The sequence below is a fragment of the Kribbella amoyensis genome, assembly GCF_007828865.1.
GTDB lineage: Bacteria > Actinomycetota > Actinomycetes > Propionibacteriales > Kribbellaceae > Kribbella > Kribbella amoyensis.
In genome coordinates, this window is the sequence record NZ_VIVK01000001.1 from 1,558,641 (window position 1) to 1,582,529 (window position 23,889).

25 protein-coding genes are annotated in these 23,889 nt (G+C 70.4%); 11 read left to right on the forward strand and 14 right to left on the reverse strand.

Annotated features, from left to right (window positions below; translation table 11 throughout):
• Window positions 1-102 precede the first annotated feature (102 nt).
• Window positions 103-1,791 carry a DEAD/DEAH box helicase gene (locus FB561_RS07470; RefSeq protein WP_145804384.1) on the reverse strand — a complete coding sequence of 563 codons (1,689 nt, stop codon included), beginning with the start codon at window positions 1,789-1,791 and terminating at the stop codon, window positions 103-105.
• 177 nt (window positions 1,792-1,968) lie between these two features.
• Between FB561_RS07470 and FB561_RS07475 the strand changes: the two genes are divergently transcribed.
• Window positions 1,969-2,493, forward strand: coding sequence for a DinB family protein (locus FB561_RS07475; protein WP_145804386.1), 525 nt, complete (start codon window positions 1,969-1,971; stop codon window positions 2,491-2,493).
• A gap of 217 nt (window positions 2,494-2,710) precedes the next feature.
• A complete protein-coding gene (locus FB561_RS07480; RefSeq protein WP_145804388.1) occupies window positions 2,711-4,162 on the forward strand; it encodes an ankyrin repeat domain-containing protein in 1,452 nt (483 codons plus the stop codon).
• A 26-nt stretch (window positions 4,163-4,188) separates the two neighbouring features.
• Here the strand turns inward: FB561_RS07480 and FB561_RS07485 are convergent, their stop codons facing one another.
• Window positions 4,189-5,517, reverse strand: a complete 1,329-nt coding sequence (locus FB561_RS07485; protein ID WP_145804390.1) for a calcium:cation antiporter — start codon at window positions 5,515-5,517, stop codon at window positions 4,189-4,191.
• A 138-nt stretch (window positions 5,518-5,655) separates the two neighbouring features.
• On the opposite strand from FB561_RS07485, the gene FB561_RS07490 reads away from it, so the two are divergent.
• Window positions 5,656-6,153, forward strand: a complete 498-nt coding sequence (locus FB561_RS07490; RefSeq protein WP_145804392.1) for a GNAT family N-acetyltransferase — start codon at window positions 5,656-5,658, stop codon at window positions 6,151-6,153.
• Between the two features lie 4 nt (window positions 6,154-6,157).
• On the opposite strand, the gene FB561_RS07495 is transcribed toward FB561_RS07490, so the two are convergent.
• Both FB561_RS07495 and FB561_RS07500 read right to left on the reverse strand, forming a co-directional pair.
• A complete protein-coding gene (locus tag FB561_RS07495; protein ID WP_145804394.1) occupies window positions 6,158-6,352 on the reverse strand; it encodes a hypothetical protein in 195 nt (64 codons plus the stop codon).
• Window positions 6,353-6,431: 79 nt separating this feature from the next.
• Window positions 6,432-7,319 (reverse strand): LysR family transcriptional regulator ArgP, encoded by an 888-nt coding sequence (locus tag FB561_RS07500; protein WP_145804396.1) that lies wholly within the window; start codon window positions 7,317-7,319, stop codon window positions 6,432-6,434.
• Between the two features lie 79 nt (window positions 7,320-7,398).
• On the opposite strand from FB561_RS07500, the gene FB561_RS07505 reads away from it, so the two are divergent.
• Window positions 7,399-7,995 carry a LysE/ArgO family amino acid transporter gene (locus tag FB561_RS07505; protein WP_145804398.1) on the forward strand — a complete coding sequence of 199 codons (597 nt, stop codon included), beginning with the start codon at window positions 7,399-7,401 and terminating at the stop codon, window positions 7,993-7,995.
• Between the two features lie 61 nt (window positions 7,996-8,056).
• A complete protein-coding gene (locus tag FB561_RS07510) occupies window positions 8,057-8,872 on the forward strand; it encodes an MBL fold metallo-hydrolase (protein WP_145804400.1) in 816 nt (271 codons plus the stop codon).
• A gap of 19 nt (window positions 8,873-8,891) precedes the next feature.
• Here FB561_RS07510 and FB561_RS07515 read toward each other — a convergent pair whose 3' ends face one another.
• The gene (locus tag FB561_RS07515) at window positions 8,892-9,929 is read right to left on the reverse strand and encodes an SDR family oxidoreductase (RefSeq protein WP_145804402.1); all 1,038 of its coding nucleotides are present in this window, start codon (window positions 9,927-9,929) and stop codon (window positions 8,892-8,894) included.
• 53 nt (window positions 9,930-9,982) lie between these two features.
• Here FB561_RS07515 and FB561_RS07520 point away from each other — a divergent pair, with 53 nt between their 5' ends.
• A complete protein-coding gene (locus tag FB561_RS07520) occupies window positions 9,983-10,675 on the forward strand; it encodes a TetR/AcrR family transcriptional regulator (RefSeq protein ID WP_145804404.1) in 693 nt (230 codons plus the stop codon).
• 96 nt (window positions 10,676-10,771) lie between these two features.
• Window positions 10,772-11,587: an ATP-grasp domain-containing protein gene (locus tag FB561_RS07525; RefSeq protein ID WP_145804406.1), complete on the forward strand. Its 816-nt coding sequence runs from the start codon at window positions 10,772-10,774 to the stop codon at window positions 11,585-11,587.
• Here the strand turns inward: FB561_RS07525 and FB561_RS07530 are convergent.
• Both FB561_RS07530 and FB561_RS07535 read right to left on the reverse strand, forming a co-directional pair.
• On the reverse strand, window positions 11,561-12,772 hold the full coding sequence (locus tag FB561_RS07530) for an MFS transporter (protein WP_202880818.1): 1,212 nt from the start codon (window positions 12,770-12,772) through the stop codon (window positions 11,561-11,563). The two genes, FB561_RS07525 and FB561_RS07530, sit on opposite strands and share 27 nt — an antisense overlap.
• 81 nt (window positions 12,773-12,853) lie before the next feature.
• Window positions 12,854-13,420 carry a DUF4865 family protein gene (locus FB561_RS07535; protein ID WP_202880819.1) on the reverse strand — a complete coding sequence of 189 codons (567 nt, stop codon included), beginning with the start codon at window positions 13,418-13,420 and terminating at the stop codon, window positions 12,854-12,856.
• A 110-nt stretch (window positions 13,421-13,530) separates the two neighbouring features.
• Here FB561_RS07535 and FB561_RS07540 point away from each other — a divergent pair, with 110 nt between their 5' ends.
• Complete coding sequence (locus FB561_RS07540) at window positions 13,531-14,412, forward strand: hypothetical protein (protein WP_170284595.1); 882 nt, start codon at window positions 13,531-13,533, stop codon at window positions 14,410-14,412.
• Here FB561_RS07540 and FB561_RS07545 read toward each other — a convergent pair.
• The 3 genes from FB561_RS07545 to FB561_RS07555 are packed head-to-tail and all read right to left on the reverse strand — an operon-like array spanning window position 14,396 to window position 16,125.
• Window positions 14,396-14,791, reverse strand: coding sequence for a GNAT family N-acetyltransferase (locus FB561_RS07545; RefSeq protein ID WP_145804413.1), 396 nt, complete (start codon window positions 14,789-14,791; stop codon window positions 14,396-14,398). The two genes, FB561_RS07540 and FB561_RS07545, sit on opposite strands and share 17 nt — an antisense overlap.
• Entirely contained in the window at window positions 14,791-15,768 is a 978-nt protein-coding gene (locus FB561_RS07550) for a pyridoxal-phosphate dependent enzyme (protein ID WP_145804415.1), read from the reverse strand. Before FB561_RS07550 ends, FB561_RS07545 begins: the two co-directional genes overlap by 1 nt.
• Window positions 15,769-16,125 (reverse strand): helix-turn-helix domain-containing protein, encoded by a 357-nt coding sequence (locus tag FB561_RS07555; RefSeq protein WP_145804417.1) that lies wholly within the window; start codon window positions 16,123-16,125, stop codon window positions 15,769-15,771.
• A gap of 126 nt (window positions 16,126-16,251) precedes the next feature.
• Between FB561_RS07555 and FB561_RS07560 the strand changes: the two genes are divergently transcribed.
• Window positions 16,252-16,833, forward strand: coding sequence for a ClpP family protease (locus FB561_RS07560; RefSeq protein ID WP_145804419.1), 582 nt, complete (start codon window positions 16,252-16,254; stop codon window positions 16,831-16,833).
• A gap of 9 nt (window positions 16,834-16,842) precedes the next feature.
• On the opposite strand, the gene FB561_RS07565 is transcribed toward FB561_RS07560, so the two are convergent.
• Complete coding sequence (locus FB561_RS07565; RefSeq protein ID WP_145804421.1) at window positions 16,843-17,988, reverse strand: trans-sulfuration enzyme family protein; 1,146 nt, start codon at window positions 17,986-17,988, stop codon at window positions 16,843-16,845.
• Window positions 17,989-18,123: 135 nt separating this feature from the next.
• Here FB561_RS07565 and FB561_RS07570 point away from each other — a divergent pair, with 135 nt between their 5' ends.
• Window positions 18,124-18,615: an Lrp/AsnC family transcriptional regulator gene (locus tag FB561_RS07570; RefSeq protein ID WP_145804423.1), complete on the forward strand. Its 492-nt coding sequence runs from the start codon at window positions 18,124-18,126 to the stop codon at window positions 18,613-18,615.
• A 49-nt stretch (window positions 18,616-18,664) separates the two neighbouring features.
• Here FB561_RS07570 and FB561_RS07575 read toward each other — a convergent pair whose 3' ends face one another.
• From FB561_RS07575 to FB561_RS07585, 3 genes are all read right to left on the reverse strand, one after another.
• Window positions 18,665-19,669 carry an LLM class flavin-dependent oxidoreductase gene (locus FB561_RS07575; RefSeq protein ID WP_145804425.1) on the reverse strand — a complete coding sequence of 335 codons (1,005 nt, stop codon included), beginning with the start codon at window positions 19,667-19,669 and terminating at the stop codon, window positions 18,665-18,667.
• Window positions 19,670-19,733: 64 nt separating this feature from the next.
• Window positions 19,734-20,267, reverse strand: coding sequence for an NADPH-dependent FMN reductase (locus FB561_RS07580; protein ID WP_145804427.1), 534 nt, complete (start codon window positions 20,265-20,267; stop codon window positions 19,734-19,736).
• 40 nt (window positions 20,268-20,307) lie between these two features.
• Window positions 20,308-21,501 carry a M4 family metallopeptidase gene (locus FB561_RS07585; protein WP_145804429.1) on the reverse strand — a complete coding sequence of 398 codons (1,194 nt, stop codon included), beginning with the start codon at window positions 21,499-21,501 and terminating at the stop codon, window positions 20,308-20,310.
• A 135-nt stretch (window positions 21,502-21,636) separates the two neighbouring features.
• Between FB561_RS07585 and FB561_RS07590 the strand changes: the two genes are divergently transcribed.
• Window positions 21,637-23,889, forward strand: coding sequence for a HelD family protein (locus FB561_RS07590; protein ID WP_238334697.1), 2,253 nt, complete (start codon window positions 21,637-21,639; stop codon window positions 23,887-23,889).

Below are 23,889 nucleotides of genomic sequence, written 5' to 3' on the forward strand. Positions count from 1 at the left end.
ACCGTACCGGCCTGGGTCCGTCACCAGGAGGAGGCGCAGTGGCCCCCGACAAGAGACCACGCCCGCCCTTCCCGGCGCGGGCGTGGTCTCTACGGGATGTTGTCAGCGGGAGCGGCGGCTGCCGGCTCGGGTGCCGGCGGAGAAGGCTGCTGCTCCTGCCGGGCGGCTGGTGGCTCCCGGGGTGGTCGTCGTGTAGCTCTTGGGTGCCGCGGCCGACTTGGACGCGCCGCCCCGCGGGTTGCCGGCTCGCGCGTTGGTGCCTCGCGAGTTGGCGCCTCGCGGGTTGCCGCCTGCGCGACCCCGGCGACGGCGTCCGCGCGACCCCGCCGAGCCGCGGGCCGACTCACCGTCCGTGGCGCGGTCCCGCTCCGACGTACCTTCCGCGGTGCGCCCGGCGGCCCGGCGTACCGGCTGGGTCTTGGCGGGCGGCTCCACGAAGGTCCGCTCGCCCGGTGCGAGCTCGGTGAGCAGCGGATCACCCGGGATCAGCTTGGTGACGGTCGGCGCGATCCCCGCCTTGCGGGTGAGGTCGCGGACGTCGCGGACCTGGTCGTCCGTCATCAGCGTGACCACGGTGCCCTCCGCACCGGCCCGAGCGGTCCGGCCGGAGCGGTGCAGGTACGCCTTGTGCTCGATCGGCGGGTCGGCGTGGATGACCAGGGTGACGTCGTCCACGTGGATCCCGCGAGCCGCGATGTCGGTCGCGACCAGCGTGTTCGCCGAGCCGTCCGAGAACGCCTCCAGGTTCCGTGTGCGGGCGCCCTGGGACAGGTTGCCGTGCAGCTCCACCGCGGGGACGCCTTGCGCGATCAGCTTCTTGGTCAGCGCCTTCGCGCCGTACTTGGTCCGGGTGAACACCAGCGTCCGCCCCGGCGCCGCGGTCAGGTCGACCAGGACGGGCAGCCGGGTGTCGGCCTTCACGTGCAGCACGTGGTGCGTCATCTTCGCCACCGGCGACTGCGCGGAGTCCACACTGTGCGTCACCGGGTTGTGCATGAACCGCTGCACCAGCACGTCCACCCCGGCGTCCAGCGTCGCGGAGAACAGCAGCCGCTGCGCCTTCTCCGGCGTCGCCGCGAGCAGCCGGCGAACCGCCGGCAGGAAGCCGAGGTCGGCCATGTGGTCCGCCTCGTCGAGCACGGTGATCTCCACCGCGTCGAGCTGGGCATGACCGGCGTTCACGTGGTCCTCGAGGCGGCCCGGGCAGGCGACCACGATGTCGACGCCGCGGCGCAGCCCGGTGATCTGCGGACCGTGGCCGACACCGCCGAAGATCGTCATCGTGCGCAGGTCGAGCGCGTCGGTCAACGGCGTGATGGAGGCCTGGATCTGGGTCGCCAGCTCGCGGGTCGGCGCCAGGATCAGCGCCCGCGGCCGGTTCGGCCGGCGCTTGGCCTGGCTCGCGGCCAGCCGGGCGAGGACGGGCAGCACGAAGGCGTACGTCTTCCCGGATCCGGTCCGGCCGCGGCCGAGCACGTCCTTGCCGGCCAGCGAGTCCGGCAGCGTCGCGGCCTGGATCGGGAACGGCTTGGTCACCCCGGTCGCGGCGAGCGCGCCGGCGAGGGCGGCGGGGACGCCGAGGTCGGCGAACGTCAGGTCGTCCGGGACCGGCGTCACCGCGATCTGCTCGTACGACTCCGCCTCGGGCCGGGAGGGCGCCTGAGTCTGGGTCTTGCTCTGGTTCTGGGTCTGGTTGCCCGCGGCACCGGTACGGCGCCGGCGACGGCGCGGCCGGGAGGCGCGGGAGCTGGGTTGGTGTTCGGAAGTGGGCGTGGGGCGGCTGGCCGCCATGGGTACTCCAAAGAAAGTCGAGGGGGTCGTCCTGCCCGGCGCGGCATCGCGGCCGCGGCGCGTGGGGGTCGACTGCCACATGGTCCGCGGCAGAACGGAGCGGACCGTCGAGAACGATTATAGGTGACGCGACGACCTTTCCGGAGCGTGATCTCGATCGCGGGTAGTTTCGCGGATGTGACGACGACCGATGACTCCGCGTTCCGGGCCGAACCGCCCCAGGTCGCCGGGGAACGCGAACTGCTGCAGGGCTTCCTCGACTTCCACCGCGGCACGCTCCGCTGGAAGATCAGCGGGCTGACCAGTGCGCAACTGGTCCGGCCGACCGTCGACCCGTCCCCGATGAGCCTGCTCGGCCTGGTCCGGCACCTCACCGAGGTGGAACGGCAGTGGTTCGAGATCTGCCTGGCGGAACGCCCGATCAAGCCGGTGCTGTGGACCGACGAGCACCCCGACGGCGACTTCGACCTGGTCGAGGCCGCAGCGGCGGAGCGGGATCTGGCCGCCTACGACGCGATGGTCGCGACGTCGGACAAGATCGTCGCCGGGTACGACCTCGACCACACCTTCCGCCGGCCGGGACGTGGCGACGCCGAGTACTCGGTGCGCTGGCTCTACCTGCACATGATCGAGGAGTACGCCCGGCACAACGGCCACGCGGACCTGCTGCGGGAGCGGATCGACGGTCTCGTCGGCGAGTGAGCCAGGTTGTCCACAGGCTCCGAAGTCGGCGGAGATTCCCGCGGTCCGCGCGCCTATCTTCCCCGGTGACGGCGAAGTACCATCAGGAGCAGGCGCTCAGGGCGCCACCGGTCCGCGGGAAGGGCTCAGCCCACCTGGTCACGAGTTGTGCGGTAGTAGGCCCACCTCCTTTCTCGCCTGACGATGCGGACAGCAGGCACCCGGAGAGGAGGTCGCGATGCCGACCCGAAAACTGCCCGACGATCCCAACCTCGACCACTTGCGCCAGCAGGCGAAGACGCTGCTCAAGCAGGTCCGTGCCGACGATCCCGGCGCCCTGGCCCTGGCCGAGGAGTTCCACCCGGTCGCCACCCTGGCCGACGCCCAGCTGGTGATCGCCCGGAGCTACGGATTCCCCAGCTGGCCAAGGCTTGTCCGGCACCTCGAGCTGGTCGACCGGTACAGCCGCTCACCGCATCGGCAGACGATCGGCGGCCCGCTCGACACCCCGGCCCAACGCGCGGACGAGTTCCTCCGCCTGGCCACGTTGCACTACGGCCAGGACGACCCGGCGCGCCAGCATGCGGCCCGCAAGTTGCTGGACGATCACCCTGACGTTGCTCTGAGCAACATCTATACGCTGGTCGTGGCCGGCCGGGTGGAGGCTGTCCGCGCCGAACTGCAGCGCTCTCCTGGTCTCGCGGTGCGCGAAGGTGGTCCGTACCGGTGGCAACCCTTGCTCTACCTCACCTATTCCCGGCTCGACGTGGGTCGTACCGCCGCGGTGGAGGTCGCGAAGTTGTTGCTGGAGCATGGCGCGGATCCCAACGCGGGGTACCTCTGGCAGGGCTTGCCGTCACCGTTCACCGCGGTGACCGGGGTGTTCGGTCGGGGCGAAGGCGACCAGCCACCGCATCCGAATCGGGGTGAGCTGGCCCAGTTGCTGCTCGAAGCGGGCGCCGATCCGAACGACAGCCAGACCATGTACAACTGCGGGCCCGGCTGCCCACCGCCGTACGACGACGAGCATCTCGAGCTCTTGCTGGAGTTCGGTCTCGGACACGGTGACGGCGGACCGTGGCACGAGCGGCTGACCGTGGCCCATCCGACGCCGCGGCAGCTGGTGGAGGACGAACTGGTCTTCGCCTCGTCGGAGGGCCTGCTCCACCGGGTCGAGCTCGTCCTCGCGGCCGGCGTGGATCCGGAGGGACGCGGGACGGAGCACCCGATCTTCTGCGGCCACCGCGCGTACGAACTGGCCGCCGTGCTCGGTCATGAGGAGGTCGCGGCCCTCTTGCTGGAGAAGGGTGCGGCACCGCTGGACGACGTCCACGAGCTCTTCGCCGCGGTGATGCGCGGGGAGTCCGTCGACGGGGTGGACCCCGATCTCGCCCGGCGCGCCGTCCAGCGGAACCCGTATCTGCCGATCCGCGCGGCCCAGAAGGGACGTACGTCGGCTTTGCGCCTGCTTCAGCAGCTCGGGTTCGACCTCAACGTCCAGGCGTTGACGACACCGCTGCACGACGCGGCGTTCCACGGGCACCTGGACACCGTCCGGGAACTGGTTGCCCTAGGCGCCGATCCGGCGCGGCGCGATCCGATGTACAACGGCACGCCGCGCAACTGGGCGGAGCACAACCACCAGCAGGAGGTGGTCGACTACCTGAGCACTCTCGACCCCGTCACCTGAGGCGGCCGGCTGGGGGCCAGGGAAGGTCAGGGGCTGACGGCCAGGAAGATGAACGCGCTGAAGACCATCAGGTGGACGGTCCCCTGCAACAGGGTCGCCCGCCCGGTGGCCAGCGTGAGCATGCTGATCACCACGGTCAGGAAGAACAGCACCATCTCCTTGGCGTCCAGCCCGAGCACCAGCGGCCCGGTGAGCCAGATCGAGGCGACCGCGATGGCGGGAATGGTGAGGCCGATGCTGGCGAGCGCGGAGCCGAGCGCCAGGTTGAGGCTGGTCTGCAGCCGGTTCCGCAGCGCGGCCCGGACGGCGGCCACCGTCTCGGGCAGCAGGACGAGCAGCGCGATGATGACACCGACGACACCGAGCGGCGCACCGGCGGACTCGACCGCGGCCTCCAGCTGCGGCGACACCGTCTTGGCGAGGCCGACGACCGCGATCAGGCAGACGAACAGGAGGGCCAGGCTGATCAGCGCGATCTTGCCGCTCGGCGCGGCCGCGTGCGTCTCCCCGTCCTCGTCGACGCTGTCCCCGTTCTCGTCGATGGTCTCGCCGGTCCCGCCGGTGGCGACCTGGCCGTCGGCACTGCGCTGACCGTTCACCCCGGGGGCTACAGCCGCATCAGCTGTCTCCACCGGGGTCGCGGTGGTCGTCGCAGCGGTGCCCGAGGCAGCCGGCGACGTGGCTCGCGCAGCGGTGCCCGAGGCGGCCGACGACGGGGTTCCCGTGGTGGCGGTCTTCGTCGCGTGGGCGGGGGCGTCGGTCACCGGGAGGAAGTAGTCGCGGTGCCGGATCGTCTGGACGAAGACGAACATGCCGTACATCACCAGCGAGACCACGCCGGCGAAGGCGAGCTGCGCTCCGCTGAAGGTCGGACCCGGGGTGCTCGTGGTGAAGGTCGGGACCACCAGGCTGAGCGTGACCAGGGCCGTCATCACGGCGAGCGCGCTGGTCGAGGCGTGCACCCGGAAGTTCTGGGTGCGGTGCCGCAGCGAACCGACCACGAGAGCAAGACCGACGATGCCGTTACAGGTGATCATCACCGCGGCGAACACGGTGTCCCGGGCGAGCGACGCCGCCTTGTCACCGCCGGACGCCATCAGCGTCACGATGAGTGCGACCTCGATCACCGTCACCGCGAGCGCGAGGATCAGCGTGCCGAACGGCTCACCGACCTTGTGCGCGACCACCTCGGCGTGGTGGACCGCGGCAATGACGGCCGAACCGAGCCCGGCGCAGACGAGGAGGACCAGCAGGGTGCCGAGGTCGCGTCCCCACGACAGCACGAGGACGACGAGAGCGAGCGGGGGCACGGCCAGAGTCCAGCGCGGCATCCCATGGACCACCGTTTTTGTCATCCCCACAGATTCTATGGCCGCGGAGCACAATCCAGTTGGCATCTCGCGCTCCGGAGGTGATGCTTTTCGCACCGACCAGCGGCAACGGTCCGGACTCCGGCCGATTCCCGCCGCCGATCACCGAGAAACGGAGAACTTGTGCAGATCCGGGACGCACGCGACGACGACTGGGCGGAGATCTGGCCGTTCTTCCACGAGATCGTCACGGCCGGCGAGACGTACGCCTATGACCCGACCCTGACCTCCGAGCAGGCCGCGGCCGGCTGGATGATGCCCGCCACCGCAAAGCTCAGCCGCACCACCGTCGCGGTAGATGCCAACGGCACCGTTCTCGGCAGCGCCAATATGTACCCGAATCGGCCCGGTCCCGGCTCCCACGTGGCCAGCGGCAGCTTCATGGTCGCCGGCGCCGCCCGTGGCCAGGGCATCGGCCGCGCCCTGTGCGAGGACCTGATCGCCTGGGCGACACGCGAGGGCTTCCGCTCGATCCAGTTCAACGCGGTCGTCGAAACCAATGCACCGGCGGTCCACCTCTGGCAGAAACTCGGTTTCCAGATCATCGGCACCGTCCCGGAGGCCTTCCAGCACCCGGCCCACGGGTACGTCGGACTCCACGTGATGCACCGCCCGCTCTGAACGACTACCGCTGCTTCGGTCCGCGAATCGTGACGTAGAGCAAGGACACACCCATCGCCGCGACGATCGGACCGACAATCGCCCAGAAGCTGCTACCGGTCATCGAGCTGCCCTCGAGATAGCCCAGCCCCTGCAACGTCCAGATCGCCCCGGCGACGCTCAGCAGGACCCCCAGCGCGATCAGCACAACCTTCTTCATCCACCCTCCTCCCTCAAGACCCCCGAGCCTAGCCAGTCCCGCACGTCGGTCCGCCGACGCACTGCGGAGCCGGACGGGTTCAGGGGCTGTGGAGACCGGCGCGGGCGGCTTGGAGAACGGCCTCGGTGAGGGTTTCGAGCACAGGCGAGTCCAGCTTCCAGTGCTGCCAGTAGAGCGGGACGTCGACGTACTTGCCCTTGGCAACCTCGACCAGCCGGCCGGCGGCCAGGTCCGCCTCGACGAACTCCTCCTCGATCATCCCCCAGCCCAACCCCAGCCGGATCGCCCGGACGAACGGGCCGGGCGCGGGGATCGAGTGCACCGGCGGATCGAGCCGACGCCGGGTGACCTTGCGAACCAGCCGGTGCTGCAGCCGGTCCTTCGGGTTGAACACCATCATCGGCGCCACCGCCAGCGCCTCGGCCAGCGGACGCCCCGCCAGCCAGCGCTCGGCGTACTCGGGGGACGCGATCGACAGGTACCGCATCCGCCCGAGCGACCGCACCTTGCAACCCTGGACCGGCCGGGGATCCGCGGTCACGGCGGCGAGTACGGTGCCGTCGCGGAGCAGCTCGGCCGAGTGGTCCTGGTCCTCCTGCCGCAGGTCGAACGCGGTGACCAGCTCCGGCGGTACGGCCAGCAGGGCGGGGAGGAACCAGCCGTTGAGCGAGTCCGCGTTCACCGCGATGGGCAGCCGCAGACCTTCCACCTTGCCCTTGACCGCCGCGATCGCCTCGACCTCCAGCAGCGACACCTGCCGCGCCAACCGCAGCACCGCCTCGCCCGCCTCGGTACACCGCGTCGGCTTCCCGCGTTGCACCAGGACCTGGCCGAGCCGGCTCTCGAGCGCCTTGATCCGCTGGCTCACCGCGGACGGCGTCACGCTCAACCGCCGCGCGGCCGCGTCGAAGCTGCCCTCGTCGATGATCGCGGCGAACGTCTCCAGCTGCGCCGAGTCGATCTGCATGCCACGAGTGTAGATCTGCTAATCAGGCTGAAGAATCTTTAGCTGGATTCGGCAGCCCAGGATTCCTACCGTCGATCCCATGCCCCTGCTCGCCGGCTTCGCCACCTCCCTCTCGCTGATCGTCGCGATCGGTGCACAGAACGCTTTCGTCCTCCGCCAGGGCCTACGCCGCGAGTACGTCCTGCCCGTGGTCCTCACCTGCGCTCTCTCCGACGCACTCCTGATCAGCGGCGGCATCGCGGGTCTCGGCGCACTCCTGACCAGCAGCCAGCTCGCGCTGGACCTGGCGAAGTACGGCGGCGCCGCCTTCCTCTTCGCGTACGCCGCCATCGCCGCGAAGCGCGCGTTCAACCTCGGCACGATGAGCCCGGCCGATCACGCCCCGGCCGCACTCCGCACCGTCGTCCTGACCTGCCTGGGCTTCACGTACCTCAACCCGCACGTGTACCTCGACACGGTCGTCCTGCTCGGCTCGCTCGCCAACCAGCGGGGTACGGAAGGCCGCTGGCTCTACGGTCTCGGCGCGGTCTCCGCCAGCTTCGCCTGGTTCTTCGCCCTCGGCTTCCTGGCCCGTCGCCTCGGCCCGATCTTCGCCCGCCCGCGCGCCTGGCAGTTCCTCGACGGCGCCATCGCCCTCCTGATGACCACCCTCGCCACCTGGATGCTGCTCGCCTGATCACGGCCTCGGCTGCACTGACCACGCCCCCGCTGCTCCCCCGAGGGCGGACGATGGGCCGATGGACGTGACGGTGCTCTGCGACGCGGTGGCGGTCTTCCCCGAGCCGATCGAGGACGCGCTCCCCGGCTGGTCCGCCGAGCACCAGGCCTGGACGGCGGCCAACCTCCCCGGCAACGTCGCCCCCGACGGCGGCTGGCTCCTGCACTTCCACAGCTACCTGGTCACCACCGACGGCCACGCGATCCTGGTCGACACGGGGATCGGGCCGGCGGGTGGTGAGGCGGCCGAGTGGCTCGGTACGCCGGGCCGGCTGCCGCAGCTCCTGACGACGGCGGGCGTCGAACCAGAGGAGATCGACACCGTGATCCTCACCCACATCCACCTCGACCACGCCGGCTGGACCACGTCCGACGACCGGCCCCGCTTCCCCCGCGCGACCTACGTCGTCCAGCAGGCCGAAGCCGACCACGCCCGGCCCGGGACGACGTACCGCAACCTGATCGCCCCGATCGCCGAAGCCGGCCAGCTCCGTACGGTCGATGGCGAAACCACCGTCGCCGGCCTGAAGCTCCTCCCGACGCCGGGCCACACCCCCGGACACCAGGCGGTCCTCACAGACCAGGCGATCCTGGCCGGCGACACCCTGGTCCACCCGGCCCAAGCCCGCCGGCCGGAGCTCCCGTACGTCTATGAACGAGATGTCCCGGTCGCCATCACCTCACGCCGTACTCTCCTCACCCTCGCCCGGACCACCGGCCTCCCCCTGGCTGCCGCTCATCCCCATGTCCCCCTCGCAGCCCAGCCGGACGGCACCATCACCGCTCAACGGCACTCGACGACCCGCGCGACCGCGTGCCCACCTCACCGCCTTTGAACAAAGCGACCCGCGTGGGTCACCGGTACCCGGTGGTGTCGGCCGGCTTGTCGGGGTCCTGGACCTCGACCAGGTAGCGCCAGGCGTCCGGCTGGCTGCCGTCGAGATCGGTGAAGTCGTAGACCTTGGCCAGCTGGCCACTCGACAAGGACTGCCCGTTCCAGCGCGCGCGGTCCGGGTCCGTCGCGAGGGCGGTCACGGCGCGACCGACGAACGCGGGTGACTCGGCGATCGCGAAGTGCGGGATGCGCTCGACGGCGTCCCGCCAGTTGTCCTCGCTCACGCCGAACTCGTCCAGCATCGCCTCGGACCGGAGCCACCCCGGAGTCAGGGACAGCGCCGTCGCGCCGCGGGGTCCGAGCTCGTGCGACAGCGAGAAGCCCATCCGGTTCACGGACGCCTTGGCGAGGTCGTAGAAGAACGAGACCCGATAGTTGGTCGCGTTGTACTCGTCGGTGCCGTCGGTCATCTCGATCACCAGGCCGCCCGGCTCCTTGAGCAGCAGCGGCAGCGCGAAGTGGCTGGTGATCGCGTGCGTCTCGACCGCGAGCCGGAACATCTTCAGTCCCACGTCCAGCGACGACTCCCAGACCGTCGCGTCCCACTCGATCGTGGTCGCCCCGAAGATGTCGTTCACCAGGATGTGCAGCGCGCCCTGCTCGCGATCGATCCGGGCCACCAACTCGCGGACCTGGTCGGGGTCCAGGTGGTCGACCTGGACCGGGATCCCCTTCCCGCCGGCGCGGTCGATCAGCTCGGCGGTCTCCTCGATCGTCTCGGGCCGGTCCATCTCCGACCGCTGCGCCCGCGTCGTCCGCCCGGTCACGTACACCGTCGCGCCGGCCGCCCCGAGCTGCACCGCGGTCCCCCGGCCCGCCGCCCGCGACCCACCGGTCACCAACGCCACCTTGCCCGCGAGCGGCTTCTCCCCTGCCCACGGCACCCGCCCGGCCAGCGGATCCACGCCGACCTGTGCGTGCTGTCCGGCGAACGCCGGTCGCCCCTCCTGCGCGCCCTCACCCCGCGGGTTCTCGCCCACCTGCGGCAGCTCGGTCATGATCGTCCTCCCGTTGTAGCCATACGCTGTATGATTTTTGTACCATACGGCGTATGAATAGTGCTGGCAAGCCACATCGGTCCGGCCGGCCGCGGACGGGGGAGGAGCGGCTCAGCCGGGACGCGATTCTGCGGGCGGCCCTGCGGATCGTGGACGACGAGGGCGTCGAGGCGATGACGATGCGCCGGCTCGCCGCCACTCTCGGCGTGAACCCGATGTCGATCTACCACCACCTGCCGAACAAGGCGGCCGTGTTCGCCGGGCTGGCCGAGCTCGTGTTCGCCGACCTGGAGGCCACCGCGGCCCGCGACGACGTGTCCTGGCAGGACGAACTGAAGGACGCCGCCCGGACCTACCGCGACGCGCTCCGGTCGCACCCGAACCTCGCCCTGCAGATCCTGTCCGACACCTCGACCGTCTCGGACGTGGTGGTGGTCACCGTCGAGCCGTTCTACCGGGCCCTGGACCGGGCCGGGCTCGCCCCGCGGCAGATCTTCGAGGCCGTCAACACGTTGATCGACTTCGTCCACGGCTTCCTGCTCGGCGAGACGACGGTCCGCGCCGCCACCTTCGAGCTGGCACCCGACCTGCTCGACCGGGTCGGCAAGCTACCGCCCGAGAAGGCCCCGACCCTGGCCCGGGTGACCCAGGAACTCGGCCACGACGGTCTGGCCTACGACTTCGACTCCGGCTTCGAGTCGGCCCTCACCGTCTTCGTCAACGGCATCGAGACCACCTGGACCTGACGCCGCGGCTCGAACCGGAAGGCGGCCACCCGAGCCCCTGAGCACGCCCTCGGCGGACACCGAATAGCCTGCTGCTTCCCGATCACGGAGTCCTCGATGCGCGCGAAGATCCTCTACGTCACCGACCTGACGTACCCGGCCCGCGGCCGCCGGTACGGGGACGAGGACGCGTTCCTGACCCGCCGGCTCCGGGACCACTTCGACCTGGCGCTCTGCCATCCGCTGGACGCCGTCGCCCTGCTCGACGCGTTCGACGCGGTCGTGGTCCGGAACTGCGGCCCGGTCCTGCACTTCCAGACCGAGTACGACGAGTTCCGGACCGCGGCAACCGCTCGGGGGACGCGCGTGTTCAACGAGCTGACCGGCCGGGCCGACATGGTCGGCAAGCAGTACCTGATCGACCTCACCAGCTCGGACCTGCCGGTCATCCCGACCACCGACAGCGACCCGAGCTCATTGCCCGAAGCAACCAAGTACATCGTCAAGCCGAAGCTGGGCTCCGACTCGATCGGACTGCGCACCGTCACCCGCGACGACTTCACCCACCTCTCGCTGGACGGGCAGACCCTCGTCCAGCCGTTGATCGACCTGCGCTACGAGGTCTCCTTCTACTTCGTCGGTCGCGCCTTCCAGTACGCGCTGTACACCCCGGACCCGGCCCATCGCTGGGAGCTCGCGCCGTACGAACCCACCGAGGACGATCTCGCGTTCGCGCAGCGGTTCGTCGACTGGAACGCGATCGAGTACGGCATCCAGCGCGTCGACGCGGCCCGTACCGCCTCGGGCGAACTCCTGCTCGTCGAACTCGAAGACCTCAACCCCTTCCTCTCCCTCGAGCACACCGACGACGCCAAGCGGGACCGGTTCGTCCAGGCGATGACCTCGTCACTGAGCGCTCTCCTCGACCGCTAGCTCGTCACCGGAGGCGGCCGGCGGCGGCAGGGCCGACGAGGTGATCAGCGCGGCGAGCAGCACCGGCACGGTCAGGCCGACCATCAACACGGGCAGGCTGAACCAGACCGACCCGAGCGCGAACCCGGCGTACACCGCGACCGCGAACACCTCGGCGAAGAACCCGGACACCGAGGTGACCGTCGCTCGCGCCGGCCCGGTGATCGAGTCCTGCAGCCGCGCGTCGGCCACGATGATGACGAGTTGCATCACCCCGTAGCCGACCGCGATCGGCAGGAACCCGAGCATCGTCCCGCTCAGCGATCCCCACGCGATCAACCCGGCCGTCACCGCGAGCCCGATCCCGAACACCCCACCACGCCACCGGTACGCCGGGCCACCGAGCGCCCCGCCGATCGCCTGGGCCGCCACGGTCCCCGCGATCAGCAACGGCACCGCCGCCGTCGATGCGCCGAACTCCCTCGCCAGCAACGGGAAGTACTCGTCGAACGACAGGAACCCACCCAGCAACGCGACCAGGGCCACTGCCTTCCGGACGGTCCGGCTGGTCACCACTTCGCCCAACCCGGCCCGCAGCATCGCCCGGTACCGCCTGAGCACACCTTGCTGGGACGAATCGCCGGTCTCGTCGGCCGTGGCCACCCGGGCCGCCTCCGGCAGGGATCTCGCGATCACCACCTGCAGCAAACAGCTGGCCACACTCACCGCACCGGCCAACTGGTAGCCACCGAGCTGGTACAGCGGGGCCGCCAGCAACGTCGCCGCCAGGTTCAGCACCAACGCGGACGACCGCGCACGACCCAGCAACCCCGCGTACTTCGCGGTCGCACCTCGCGCAGCCAACTCGTCGTACACGAAGGCCTCGTACGTCCCCGAGATCAGCGCGGAGCCCGTCCCCCAGAGGACGAAGCCGAGCGCGAACCCGGCGTACGAGGGCAGCATGATCCAGCCGGCGTACCCGACGCCGACCAGGAACGGGCCGAGCATGAGCAGTTTGCGACGGGAGAACACGTCCGCCCAGGCACCCGAAGGCACCTCGAGCAGGAAGGACGTCGTCGACCAGATGATGAACAGCGTCGAGACCTCGGTGGCCGACAGCCCGTGATCCGTGAACAGCAACTGGTACAGCGGATACAGCGGGATGAAGTCCTGCAGCGCCTCGAAGGCGATGATGCGCGCTGGCAGGCTCGACGGAACGGTGGATGAACGGTCAGGGCGTCAAAGGTGTGGACTGGGAAATCTCATGCCTAGAAGGTAACCGCGGAATCACTCGGCCAACAGCTCTTTTGTCCCGGGTGTGGACAAGTGCAGCACCTGGTACCGCGTCCCCGGCACGATCCCCGGCTCCCCACTCCACAACGTGAAGTGCACGAGCTCCCACCGAGCCGGATCCACCGCGACCGCCGAAGTGTGAACCCCGGCCAGCCGCACCCGATCCCTCAAGACCTCCAGCGCCTCACCCACCGGCCCGGCCGGATCCACGTCCGGCGCCAGCTGCTCGGTGTGCTTGGTCGCCGCCACGGCCAGCCGATCGCGATCCGGCCCCGGCAACACGTCGACACCGGTCCAATGCCGCACGATCGGCCGACCGAAGGACTGGCAGATCCCGCTGAAGAAGCCACCACCCCAGAGGAACCGCCCCATCGCCGCCGCCTCGTTCCACAGGTAGAACGGCGCGTACTGGTTCACCGCGGCGCCGTTCACCAGATCCTGCACCAGGTACGCCTTCAGCCCCAGCCCGTCGAAGTCGTCGGTCGCACTCGCCTTCGTCTCCACCCGCCGCCGGATGATCCCCAGGTCGTAGTCCGCCGGCAACGTCACCTCGTACTGCATCGCGTACACACGCCACGCCCTCTCCGTCGACCGATCGCCATGTGCATACTAGTAGGTACAGAGCATCAATTGGGGAGCGCCGAGAAACCCGGACCGGGCAGGCTTGGGGGATGAGTGGTGCGAGTGAGCGGGTCTGGGGGAAGTTGCCGGCGGGGTGTCGGGACGGGCTGGTCGACGGGCTGAGTCCGTCGGATCTGCAGACCGTTCTGCTGGAAGTCAGCCGACGACGGGCCGAGAAGGTGACGCCGTCCCGCGTGCTCGATCGGTGGCGGGGCGACCGGTTCGTGCAGCCGTCGACCGCGGATCCGCGGGACCTCGTCCGGACCCAGGCACGACTGTGGGAACTACTCCCTGAGCGCTTCGCCGGAGTCGAGCTGTCCCCGGTCACACCGCTCGGTACGTGCTCGGCTGTCGCCACGGTCAATCAGAACAAGGTGGTCAGCACGATGCGGGGCACCGAGGTCGCCAGCGACCCGACCAACGTGCTCACCCTGGAGGCCGCGGTCCGCCGACGCGCGGGACAGGCTCGCGTGGATCTTGCCGCGTGTCAGCGAGTCGTCCGGGCGCAGGCCATGGACGGGCCGGGGATGTTCCCGCACTTCCAGCTGTTCGCGCTGGTGTCGAGTGCGCGGGACACGGGCTCGGGACGGGTCGAGGCGGAGATGTTGCTCGACCACCTCAACTACTGGCACGACGTACTCGGTGACGACGCCCGGTTCACCTTCACCACGTTCTCGGCCGACGCGGTCCGCGAGCGCATCGACGACACGGTCCGGCCGGCGTTGAATGTGGAGTTGCACGAGGATCCCCAACGCCAACAGGGATCGCAGTACTACGTGGGGACGGCGATCGGCCTCGGGATCGGTGATGCCGGGTTGGGCGACGGCGGGTTCACGCGGTGGACGGCGGACCTGCTCGGTGATGCCAAGGAGCGGTGCCTGATCTCGTGTGTCTCCACCGAGCGGCTCACCGGGATCAGTCGCGGAGCCTGAGCAACGCCGCGTCGGTCGGCCGGAATCCGCACGCCTTGACGTAGAAATCGACCAGGTGGGGTTCGTAGTCCACGTGCAGCCACTCGCAACCGGCCGCGCGAGCCTCCTCGGCGGCGGCTGTGACCAGTTGCTGCCCGATCCCTTGGCGGCCGTGGTCCGGGTGCACGGCGGTGTCCAGCACGAACGCGTGCGAGCCGCCGTCCCAGCAGACCTGGACGAAACCGATCAGCTCATCGTTGCTGAAGGCCCCTACCCAGGTGAGGGCGTGCCGATTCAGCCGCTCCGACCACGGCAGAAGTGTCACCGGCGATCCGAAGGCGACCCCGTGCAACGTCGACAGGATCACGTCGTCGACGGGGAATCGGACTCGCAGCTCCACTAGTTGGCCTCCGTGCTGATCAGTACGACAGTGCTGTCCCGGTCCAGGTCCAGCGACGTACGGGCCGCCCGCAACCCGGCCAGGGTCGCCGCTCCGCTCGGACCAGAGGAGATGCTAACCGCGGCAAGGTCCGCCACCGCCTGGATCGCCTCCGCCTCCTCGACCGTGACGGCCGCGTCCAGGCCGGAGCGGAGTACGGGCCAGGCGAGGCTGGAGGGCGTACCGCAGTTGAGGCCGGCCATCACGGTCGTACTGGTCGGGACCGTCACGGCCTCACCCGCGAGCAAGCTGGTCGTGATGCACGCGGCACGCGCAGGCTCCACCCCGAGGACGGACGCGGACGCGGTACTGCGGTAGTGGGTGACCGTGGCTTGGGCGACCGAGCCGACCCCCATCGGTACGACGACCAGGTCCGGCTCCTCGCCGATCTCGCGGAACAACGTCGAGTACCCGTCCACGATGTACCGCGGGATCAGCTCGTACCCGGGCCACGCGGAGTCCTGGATCAGCAACCGCGACCCCGTCGCCGAGGTAGCGGCGGCCACCACGGCAGCGTCGTACGAGTCGGAGAGCACCGTGAGCTGTGCGCCCTCACCGCGGATCGCCTCGATCGACGCGGCGCTGACGACGTCGGGGACGAACACGTGGGACCGCAGTCCGAGCATCGCGGCACGGCGGGCTACGGCGCGACCGTGGTTGCCGTCGGTGGCGGTGACCAGGACCTGCGTGTCCGGATGGTCCTGCAGAGCGCGGTGGATCGCCCACCATGCACCGAGCGCCTTGAACGCGGGCAGGCCGAGTCGCCGTGATTCGTCCTTGACCAGCACGCGGCCGACGCCCAACTCCTCCGCCAGCGCAGGCACCTCGTGCAGCGGAGTGGGCCGGTAGTCGGCCAGGCCCTGGTGGAAGGCGAGGACATCAGCGGGCGCGGCCGTGGCCCGCCACGACCTCGCGGCCGGATTGCCGTACCAGAGCACTTAGGCGACGAGGGCGAACGCCTGGGCCGAGGTGGAGTACGACTGCGGCGACGACGCGACGCGCCGCGGGGCCGGCTCGGCCACCCGGATCGACGCGGTCTGCAGGCGTACCGGGAGCGTGGCGCGGACCGCGGTGGTGAGGTCGAACTGCACCTCCGCCAGCAGGTCGGTCAGCTCGAGGTCGAGCGCGCGGCAGATCGCGGCGAGGATCTCCGACGACGGCTCCTTGCGGCCGCGCTCGATCTCGGACAGGTACGGCACCGAGACCTGAGCCAGCTCGGCCAGCTCGCGCAGGGTGATACCCCGCTCCCGGCGCAGCCGGCGGAAGACGTTCCCGATCACCTGGCGAAGCAACACGTGCGGCCCTCCTCGGCTCCCGATGTCCTGTACCGAGTGTGCCATTCGATCCGGGTCTGCGGTGGGCAGATCTGCCACGGGCAGATTCCCGGGCGGACGCCGCGGTCGCGGACCACCCTGGACGACATGAGCGAGACCACCCAGCCGAATGCCCTCGACACCCACATCTACCAGCGCCTGCTCTGGCAGCGCATCCTCGTCCTCGGCGACGAGATCAAGGACGAGAACGCGAACGCCCTGTGCGCCCAGCTGATCCTGCTGAACGCGGAGGACCCGCACGCGGACATCTCGCTCTACATCAACTCGCCCGGCGGCTCGGTGTCGGCCGGGCTGGCGATCTACGACACGATGAACTTCATCAGCAACGACGTCGCGACGTACGCGATGGGCCTGGTCGCGTCGATGGGCCAGGTGCTGCTGACCTGCGGGACGCCGGGCAAGCGGTACGCGCTCCCGCACTCGCGGATCATGATGCACCAGCCGCTCGGCGGGATGGGCGGCACGGCCAGCGACATCAAGACCCAGGCCGAGCAGGCACTGCTGGCGAAGAAGGACCTGGCCGAGCTGCTCAGCGCGCGGACCGGCCAGCCGCTGGAGCGGATCAGGACCGACTTCGACCGGGACCACTGGTTCACGCCCCCGCAGGCCAAGGACTACGGCATCGTCGACGAGGTCCTCAGCCGCCCCGCTCCGGTGCCGGCCGCCTGAGGTTCCAGGTCAGCCGAGGGCCTGGGCGAGGTCGCGGACGAGGTCGTCCGGGTCCTCCAGACCGATGCTGAGGCGGAGCAGGTCCCGGCTGGGCTTCACCTCGTCGGCGACCAGGCGGTGGGTCAGCCCGGCCGGGTGCTGGATCAGCGTGTCCACACCGCCCAGCGAGACCGCGTGCGTGATCAGCTTCAACCGGGTCAGTACCCGCTCCGCGTCGGGCGTGGTGAAGGCCAGTACCGCGCCAGGCCCGCGCTGCTGACGTCCGACCAGACCGAGCGGGTCGCACTCGGGCAGACCCGGGTAGTGCACCTTGTCCACAGCCGGATGCGAGCACAGCCACTCCGCGACCTTTGCCGCACCCGCCTGCTGCGCACGGACGCGCGTCGGCAACGTCTGCAGGCCACGGTGCAACTCGTACGCCGCCAGCGGGTGCAGCAGAGCGCCCGTGATCGCGCGTACCTGACGCAACCGCGCGACCCATTCGGTCGTCCCCGCGACCAGGCCACCCATCACGTCGCCGTGGCCACCCAGGTACTTGGTTGCCGAGTGCAACATCATGGTCGCGCCCTGGAGTCGTGGCTGCTGCAGCACCGGGGTCGCGAAGGTGTTGTCCACCAAGACCGGGACGTCGCCGGCCTGACGGACCACGGCGGCGATGTCCACAAGGTCAACCGTCGGGTTGGCCGGGGTCTCCACCAGCACCAACCCGGTTTCTGCACAGATCGACTCGCCGATTGTGGACAACTCCGTAAAAGTCGAAGTTGTCCCCAGGATGCCTGTGGACAGCAGATGGTCCGATCCGCCGTACAACGGCCGGACGGCGACCACGTGCGGGCGCCCGGCGGCCACGGTCGCGAGCAGACAGGCCGACAACGCGGCCATCCCGGTACTGAACGCGACGGCTCCCTCGCTGGCCTCCAATGCGGCCAGCGCGGTCTCGAGCCGCGCCACCGTCGGGTTCCAAAGCCGCTGGTAGACGCGGGATTCCGCCTGCTCCGGCGCGTTTCCCTGTGCCAACCGGTCGTACGCAGCGCCGCCGCTGGCCACGTCGGCGAGCGGGTAGGTGGTGCTCAGGTCGATCGGCGGAACGTGCACGCCGAGGCCGGCGAGGTCGTCGCGGCCGGCGTGCACGGCGCGGGTGTCCAGCTGGGTCATCGGGCTCTCCCTTCGGCTCGAGGCTGTGGACAGAGTGGAATATTCTGCGAGTTATCCACAAGAGTTCCGAAGAAAGTTCGTCCACAGGCTCATCCACACGCTGTGGATTCTGTGGACGGGTCTTACAGTGGAGTCATGCCGAAGGATCGTCGGACGCCCGGCCCGGCCCCTCGGGCGCTGCCGGGTGCGCTCGACGACGTCGACCTGGAACTGGTCCGGCTGCTCACGGCGGACGGCCGGATGCCGAACAACGCGCTCGCGGAGGCGACCGGGATCGCGCCGTCCACGTGTCTGGCCCGGGTCCGGGCACTGCGGGACCGGGGCGTGATTCGCGGGTTCCACGCGGACGTGGATCTGGCGGCGCTGGGCCGGCCGCTGCAGGCGATGATCGCGGTCCGGCTGGGCGTGCACTCGCGCGACGAGGCGGAGCGGTTCCGCGCGCAGGCGCCGAGCCTGCCGGGCGTACTCGCGCTCTTCCACGTCAGCGGCGCGAACGACTATCTGCTGCACGTCGCGGCCGAGTCGCCCGACGCGTTACGGGATTTCGTGCTCGATCACCTGACGGCGGATCCGGCGGTCAGCCATGCCGAGACCAGCCTGATCTTCGAGCATCTCCGCGGCAGCTGACGCACTGCCGCGGCAACGGCCCCCGCGGTCGGCGAGGGCGCGGCGGTACTCAGCGGGGCTTGAGGCCCCACTCCTTCGCGAGCAGGTCGAACGAGTGCCGGCGCTCGGCCGGGTCGTGGATGTTCGTGGTGATGATCAGCTCGTCGGCCGCGGCCGCCTCGGCCCGGCGGGCGAGATCGGCGGCGACCCGGTCCGGGGTCCCGACCGAGACCAGGCCGGTCCACTCCTCGACGGCGGCCAGCTCGCCTTCGGACCACGGGTACTCCGCGGCCTCCTCGGGCGACGGCAGCGGGCCGGGACGACCCGAGCGGAGGCGGAGCATGGACAGGGCGTTCGCGCGGGCCAGCTGCGCGGCGCGTTCCTCGGTCTCGGCGACGATCGCGGCCAGCGCGAGGATCGCGTGCGGCTCGGCCTGGTGGGACGAAGGGCGGAAGTTGTCCCGGTAGGCGTGCATCACCTGCGCCGGATCCAAGGTGCCGAAGTGCCCGGCGTAGGCGAACCCGGTACCGAGCGCGGCGGCCGCCTGCCCGCCGTACTCGCTGGAGCCGAGGATCCACACCGGCGGCAGCGGGACGTCGTCGGGTTGCGCGGTGATCGGGGCGAACGGGTGCCCGGCCGGGAACCCCTCCGCGTACGCGCGCAGCTCCGCGTACTCGTCGGGGAAGTCGTCGGCGCTGAGGGCCTCGCGGCTGCGGCGGAGGGCGAGAGCGGTCCGCCGGTCGGTACCGGGCGCGCGGCCGAGGCCGAGGTCGATCCGGTCCGGGTGCAGACCGGCCAGGACGCGGAACGTCTCGGCGACCTTCAGCGGCGAGTGGTTCGGCAGCATGATGCCGCCGGAGCCGACCCGGATCGCCGAGGTGGCGGCCGCGACCGCCCCGATCATCACCTCGGGGCTCGAGCTGGCCACGCTCGGGATGTTGTGGTGCTCGGCGAGCCAGTACCGGTGGTAGCCGGCCGCCTCGGCGGTCCGGGCCAGCTCGATCGTCGCGTGCAGCGCCTGCGACGGCCGGGTCCCCGACGGCACCGGCGAGAGGTCGAGCACGGACAGGGGCATGGGTTCACCAGTCACGTTCAACTGCCAACAGCCCGGCCGCGCGACCTATTCCTCCGCTTCGTGCTCAGGCGGGATACGGCGCCGCGGCCCGGGCGTCGCGGAGCGCGCGGGACCACCAGGCGAGGTGGGTGAGCAACTGGTCCGCGGCCTCGGTCGTCCCCGGCTCGGTCGGTTCACCGGCCGCCGTGAACGTGTCCGGCAACTGGTGGAAGCTGAGCGTCTCGCGCAGGGTCACGGCATGCAGTTCGCCGAAGACCAGGCGGAGCTGTTCGGCCGCGCGCAGTCCACGGGACCGGCCGCCGTACACGATGAACCCGACCGGCTTGCCGTACCAGGGCCGGCGGACCGCGTCGATCGCGCTCTTCAGCTCGCCGGGGTACGCGTGGTTGTACTCGGGGGTGAGCACGATCACGGCATCCGCCTCGGCGATCCGGCCGGGCAACTCGGCATGCGGGGTGACCGCCAGGTCGACGACGTCGAGCTTGAAGTCGTCGCGACGCTCCACCCGCCCGCCGAACCAGTCGGCCACGGTGGTCGCGAAGCGCCCGGGCTCGGTACTGCGGACCAGCAGGGCCAGCCGGAGAGGATGAACGGTCACATCGAGCGACCGTATTACCTCAACAACACTTGAGGTCAACTCAGTCCGTACTGCGGTCCGCGGCGTCCCCTTCCTCGGGGGCGTCGTCCCCGTCGGGCGGCGGGGGCGGCGTGTGGTGGTCGAGGGTGGTCTGCGCGGCCCGCATCAGGTTGGACTCCTCCTCGTCGGCCGGCCCCTCGTGCTGGCCGAGGACGCCGACCTGCCGCCAGGCCGCCTGGACCGCGCCGACCTCCGCCGACTCGTCGCCGGCCAGCGCCTTCGCGGCCGCGATCGTCGCGTCCGCGAACTGGGTGAAGGTGCTCGTCGTCGGCAACGTGCCCGAGGTCAGCGCCTGGTACCAGATCCGGCCGGGCAGGTCGTACGCGGCGCCGCCGAGGGTCGTCGCGACCAGGTAGAACGCGTGGTTCGGGATGCCCGAGTTGAGGTGGACGCCGCCGTTGTCGTCCTCGGTCTCGACGTATCCGGACATGTGCGCCGGCTGTGGGTCCTTGCCGAGCCGCGGGTCGTCGTACGCCGTGCCGGGGCGGGCCAGCGAGCGCAGGCCGACGCCGGCCACGTCCGGGGTGAAGATCCCGGCGCCGATGATCCAGTCGGCCTTGGCGCTGGTCTGGCCGAGCTGCCGCTGCTTGACGAGCGAGCCGAAGACGTCCGCCAGGCTCTCGTTCAGCGCGCCGGACTGACCGCGGTACGCGAGGCCGGCGGTGAACTGGACGACGCCGTGGCTGATCTCGTGACCGGTGATGTCGAGGGAGCTGGTGAAGGACCGGAAGATCACCCCGTCCCCGTCGCCGAACACCATCTGTGCGCCGTCCCAGAATGCGTTCGCGTAACCACGGCCGTAGTGCACGGTCGACACCAGCGGCAATCCGGCGCCGTCGACGGAATCGCGCCCGAAAACCTCCTGGAACAAGGCCCAGGTCGCACCAAGCCCTTCGTACGACTCGTTCACCGCGAGATCGGCCACGCCCGGGTCGCCCTCGGACCGGACCAGCCGGCCCGGCAAGGTGGTCTCGCGCTCCGCGTCATGGACCGTGCGTTGCGGACCGGGCGCCGGCGTCGCACCCTGGTCGGAGGTACCTGGTGCGGCTTCCCCGCGCGGGGTGGCGGCGGGGCGGGTCCGCAGGACCGCGTCGCGTTCCAGCGACTGGCGGTAGCGCGCCCGCAGGTTCGGGTCGTCCACGGTCCGCTCGAGGTGATCGAGCAGGTACGGCGGGACGATGTGATGGACCGTCATGGTCTCCGATGGTGCCCCGTCGGCCAGAAGGTGCAAAGGGCGAAATGCGGTAAGCTAAGGAATTTGTGGCTACAACCAGAGAATCGAAGGAATTTCTCTCTGGGAACCTGCGATGCATAGTTTATCACAAGGGGTTTGGAATTGCTGAATCCGGTCGAGGCCGAACAGGTTCACCTGACGACTTTCTACGCCGCGCTCGACCACGAGCGGGAGCTGGCCGAGCGACGCCGGCAGGACGAGCAGGTGGCCGGGACGCGGAACGCCCAGGCGCTGCACCAGCGCGACGGCCGGGTCCGTGACCTGAACACCCGGCTCGCGCGGCTGAACGCGGCCGAGGAGGGGCTGTGCTTCGGCCGCCTCGACAGCGCCGACGGCGAAGTCCTGCACATCGGCAGGCTCGGCCTGCACGACCGCGAGTACGAACCGTTGCTGGTCGACTGGCGGGCTCCGGCCGCGCGGCCGTTCTACATCGCCACCGCCGTCCACAACCAGGGCGTCGTCCGGCGGCGGCACATCCAGAGCCGGCTCCGCAAGGTGGTCGACGTCCAGGACGAGCAGCTCGACCTGGACCGGACCGCGGACGGCGAGTCGCGGCTCGGGACCGGGGTGATGGGTGAGGCGGTCCTGCTCAAGGCGCTCGAAGCGCGGCGGACCGGCACGATGGAGTCGATCGTGCAGACGATCCAGGCGGACCAGGACCGGATCATCCGCTCCGACCTGCCCGGCGTCCTGGTCGTCCAGGGCGGTCCGGGCACCGGGAAGACCGCGATCGCGCTGCACCGGGCGGCGTACCTGCTGTACACCCACCGCGAGCAGTTGGAGAAGCGCGGCATCCTCGTCGTCGGGCCGAACCCGACCTTCTTGCGGTTCATCGGCCAGGTGCTGCCGTCGCTGGGCGAGGACGGCGTCCGCCTGGTCACGATCGCCGAGCTGTACCCGGAGCTGACGGCGACCCGGCCCGAACCGGCCGAGGTGACCGAGGTGAAGGGCCGGGCCGTCCTGGCCGAGGTGATCGCCAAGGCGGTCGCGGATCGGGAGTGGGTGCCGAGAACGCCGCTGAAGCTCGTCGTCGACGGCACCGAACTGACCGTGGACCCGGCGGTCTGCGCGGACGCCCGGGACCGGGCGCGGGCCCGCCGGCTCACCCACAACCAGGCGCGCCCGTACTTCCTGACCGACATCATCGACGCGCTGACCGCGCAGTACGCGGACATCATCGGCGCGGATCCGCTCGGCGGGGAGAACCTGCTCGACGACTACGACCTGGAGGAACTGCGCAACGAGGTGGTCGCGGAGCCGGCCGTCCAGGCGCTGCTCGACCAACTCTGGCCGAACCTCAGCCCGCAGCAACTGCTCGTCGACCTGTACGGGGACGAGGACCGGCTCGCCCTGGCCGCGCCGCAGTTGAGCGCGCTGGACCGCGAGCACCTGCTCCGGTACGGCGACGACTGGAGTCCGGCCGACGTGCCGTTGCTCGACGAGGCGGCCGAGTTGCTCGGCGACGACGGGCGGGAGGCGGCCCGGTTGCGGGCGGAGAGGGCGCGCGCGATCGCGTACGCGCAGGGGTCGCTCGACGTGTTGAGCGGCTCGGGTTCGACCGACTTCGACGACGAGGACGAGTCGGAGATCCTGACCGCGAAGGACATCCTGGACGCCGAGGCGCTGGCCGCGCGGTACGAGGCGGACGACGACCGGACCCTGGCCGAGCGGGCCGGCGCGGATCGGCGCTGGACGTACGGGCACGTGATCGTCGACGAGGCGCAGGAGTTGTCGCCGATGGCGTGGCGTGCGATCGCGCGGCGTTGCCCGCTGCGGTCGATGACGCTGGTCGGTGACGTCGCCCAGACCGGTGCGGCCGGCGGCGGGACGAGCTGGCGGCAGGCGCTGGAGTCGACCTTCGGCGACCGCTGGCGGCTGGCCGAGCTGACGATGAACTACCGGACCCCGGCCGAGGTGATGGAGCTCGCCGGACACGTCCTGGCCCAGGTCGACCCGACGGCGAAGGCGCCCGAGTCGGTCCGGTCCACGGGGGTGAAGCCGTGGCACGTGGACGTGGTTCCGGCCGACCAGGCGGCGTACGTGAGCAAGGTCGCCGCCGAGGAGCAGCAGCACGGGCAGGTCGGCGTGATCACGTCACGGACCCGGCTCGAGCTGGTCCAGGAGGCGGTCGGCGACCTGCGCGACGTCACGGTCCTGACGGTGGCGGGCGCGAAGGGGCTGGAGTTCGACTCTGTCCTGGTGGTCGACCCCGAGGGCATCCTGCTCGAGTCACCCCGAGGTCTCCGCGACCTCTACGTAGCCCTCACCCGCTGCACCCAACGCCTGGGCGTCATCGGCGACCTCCCCGAAGTCCTCCGCAACTCCGACGCCTGGGACGTCCGCCACTGA

What these genes read in the sequence shown, in the direction of transcription:
- FB561_RS07470 (WP_145804384.1), bottom strand. Translation starts at nt 1,791, where the DNA reads ATGGCGGCCAGCCGCCCCACGCCCACTTCCGAACACCAACCCAGCTCC.
- FB561_RS07480 (WP_145804388.1), top strand. Translation starts at nt 2,711, where the DNA reads ATGCCGACCCGAAAACTGCCCGACGATCCCAACCTCGACCACTTGCGC.
- FB561_RS07485 (WP_145804390.1), bottom strand. Translation starts at nt 5,517, where the DNA reads ATGACAAAAACGGTGGTCCATGGGATGCCGCGCTGGACTCTGGCCGTG.
- FB561_RS07495 (WP_145804394.1), bottom strand. Translation starts at nt 6,352, where the DNA reads ATGAAGAAGGTTGTGCTGATCGCGCTGGGGGTCCTGCTGAGCGTCGCC.
- FB561_RS07500 (WP_145804396.1), bottom strand. Translation starts at nt 7,319, where the DNA reads ATGCAGATCGACTCGGCGCAGCTGGAGACGTTCGCCGCGATCATCGAC.
- FB561_RS07505 (WP_145804398.1), top strand. Translation starts at nt 7,399, where the DNA reads ATGCCCCTGCTCGCCGGCTTCGCCACCTCCCTCTCGCTGATCGTCGCG.
- FB561_RS07510 (WP_145804400.1), top strand. Translation starts at nt 8,057, where the DNA reads ATGGACGTGACGGTGCTCTGCGACGCGGTGGCGGTCTTCCCCGAGCCG.
- FB561_RS07515 (WP_145804402.1), bottom strand. Translation starts at nt 9,929, where the DNA reads ATGACCGAGCTGCCGCAGGTGGGCGAGAACCCGCGGGGTGAGGGCGCG.
- FB561_RS07520 (WP_145804404.1), top strand. Translation starts at nt 9,983, where the DNA reads ATGAATAGTGCTGGCAAGCCACATCGGTCCGGCCGGCCGCGGACGGGG.
- FB561_RS07525 (WP_145804406.1), top strand. Translation starts at nt 10,772, where the DNA reads ATGCGCGCGAAGATCCTCTACGTCACCGACCTGACGTACCCGGCCCGC.
- FB561_RS07535 (WP_202880819.1), bottom strand. Translation starts at nt 13,420, where the DNA reads ATGCAGTACGAGGTGACGTTGCCGGCGGACTACGACCTGGGGATCATC.
- FB561_RS07540 (WP_170284595.1), top strand. Translation starts at nt 13,531, where the DNA reads ATGAGTGGTGCGAGTGAGCGGGTCTGGGGGAAGTTGCCGGCGGGGTGT.
- FB561_RS07560 (WP_145804419.1), top strand. Translation starts at nt 16,252, where the DNA reads ATGAGCGAGACCACCCAGCCGAATGCCCTCGACACCCACATCTACCAG.
- FB561_RS07565 (WP_145804421.1), bottom strand. Translation starts at nt 17,988, where the DNA reads ATGACCCAGCTGGACACCCGCGCCGTGCACGCCGGCCGCGACGACCTC.
- FB561_RS07570 (WP_145804423.1), top strand. Translation starts at nt 18,124, where the DNA reads ATGCCGAAGGATCGTCGGACGCCCGGCCCGGCCCCTCGGGCGCTGCCG.
- FB561_RS07575 (WP_145804425.1), bottom strand. Translation starts at nt 19,669, where the DNA reads ATGCCCCTGTCCGTGCTCGACCTCTCGCCGGTGCCGTCGGGGACCCGG.
- FB561_RS07585 (WP_145804429.1), bottom strand. Translation starts at nt 21,501, where the DNA reads ATGACGGTCCATCACATCGTCCCGCCGTACCTGCTCGATCACCTCGAG.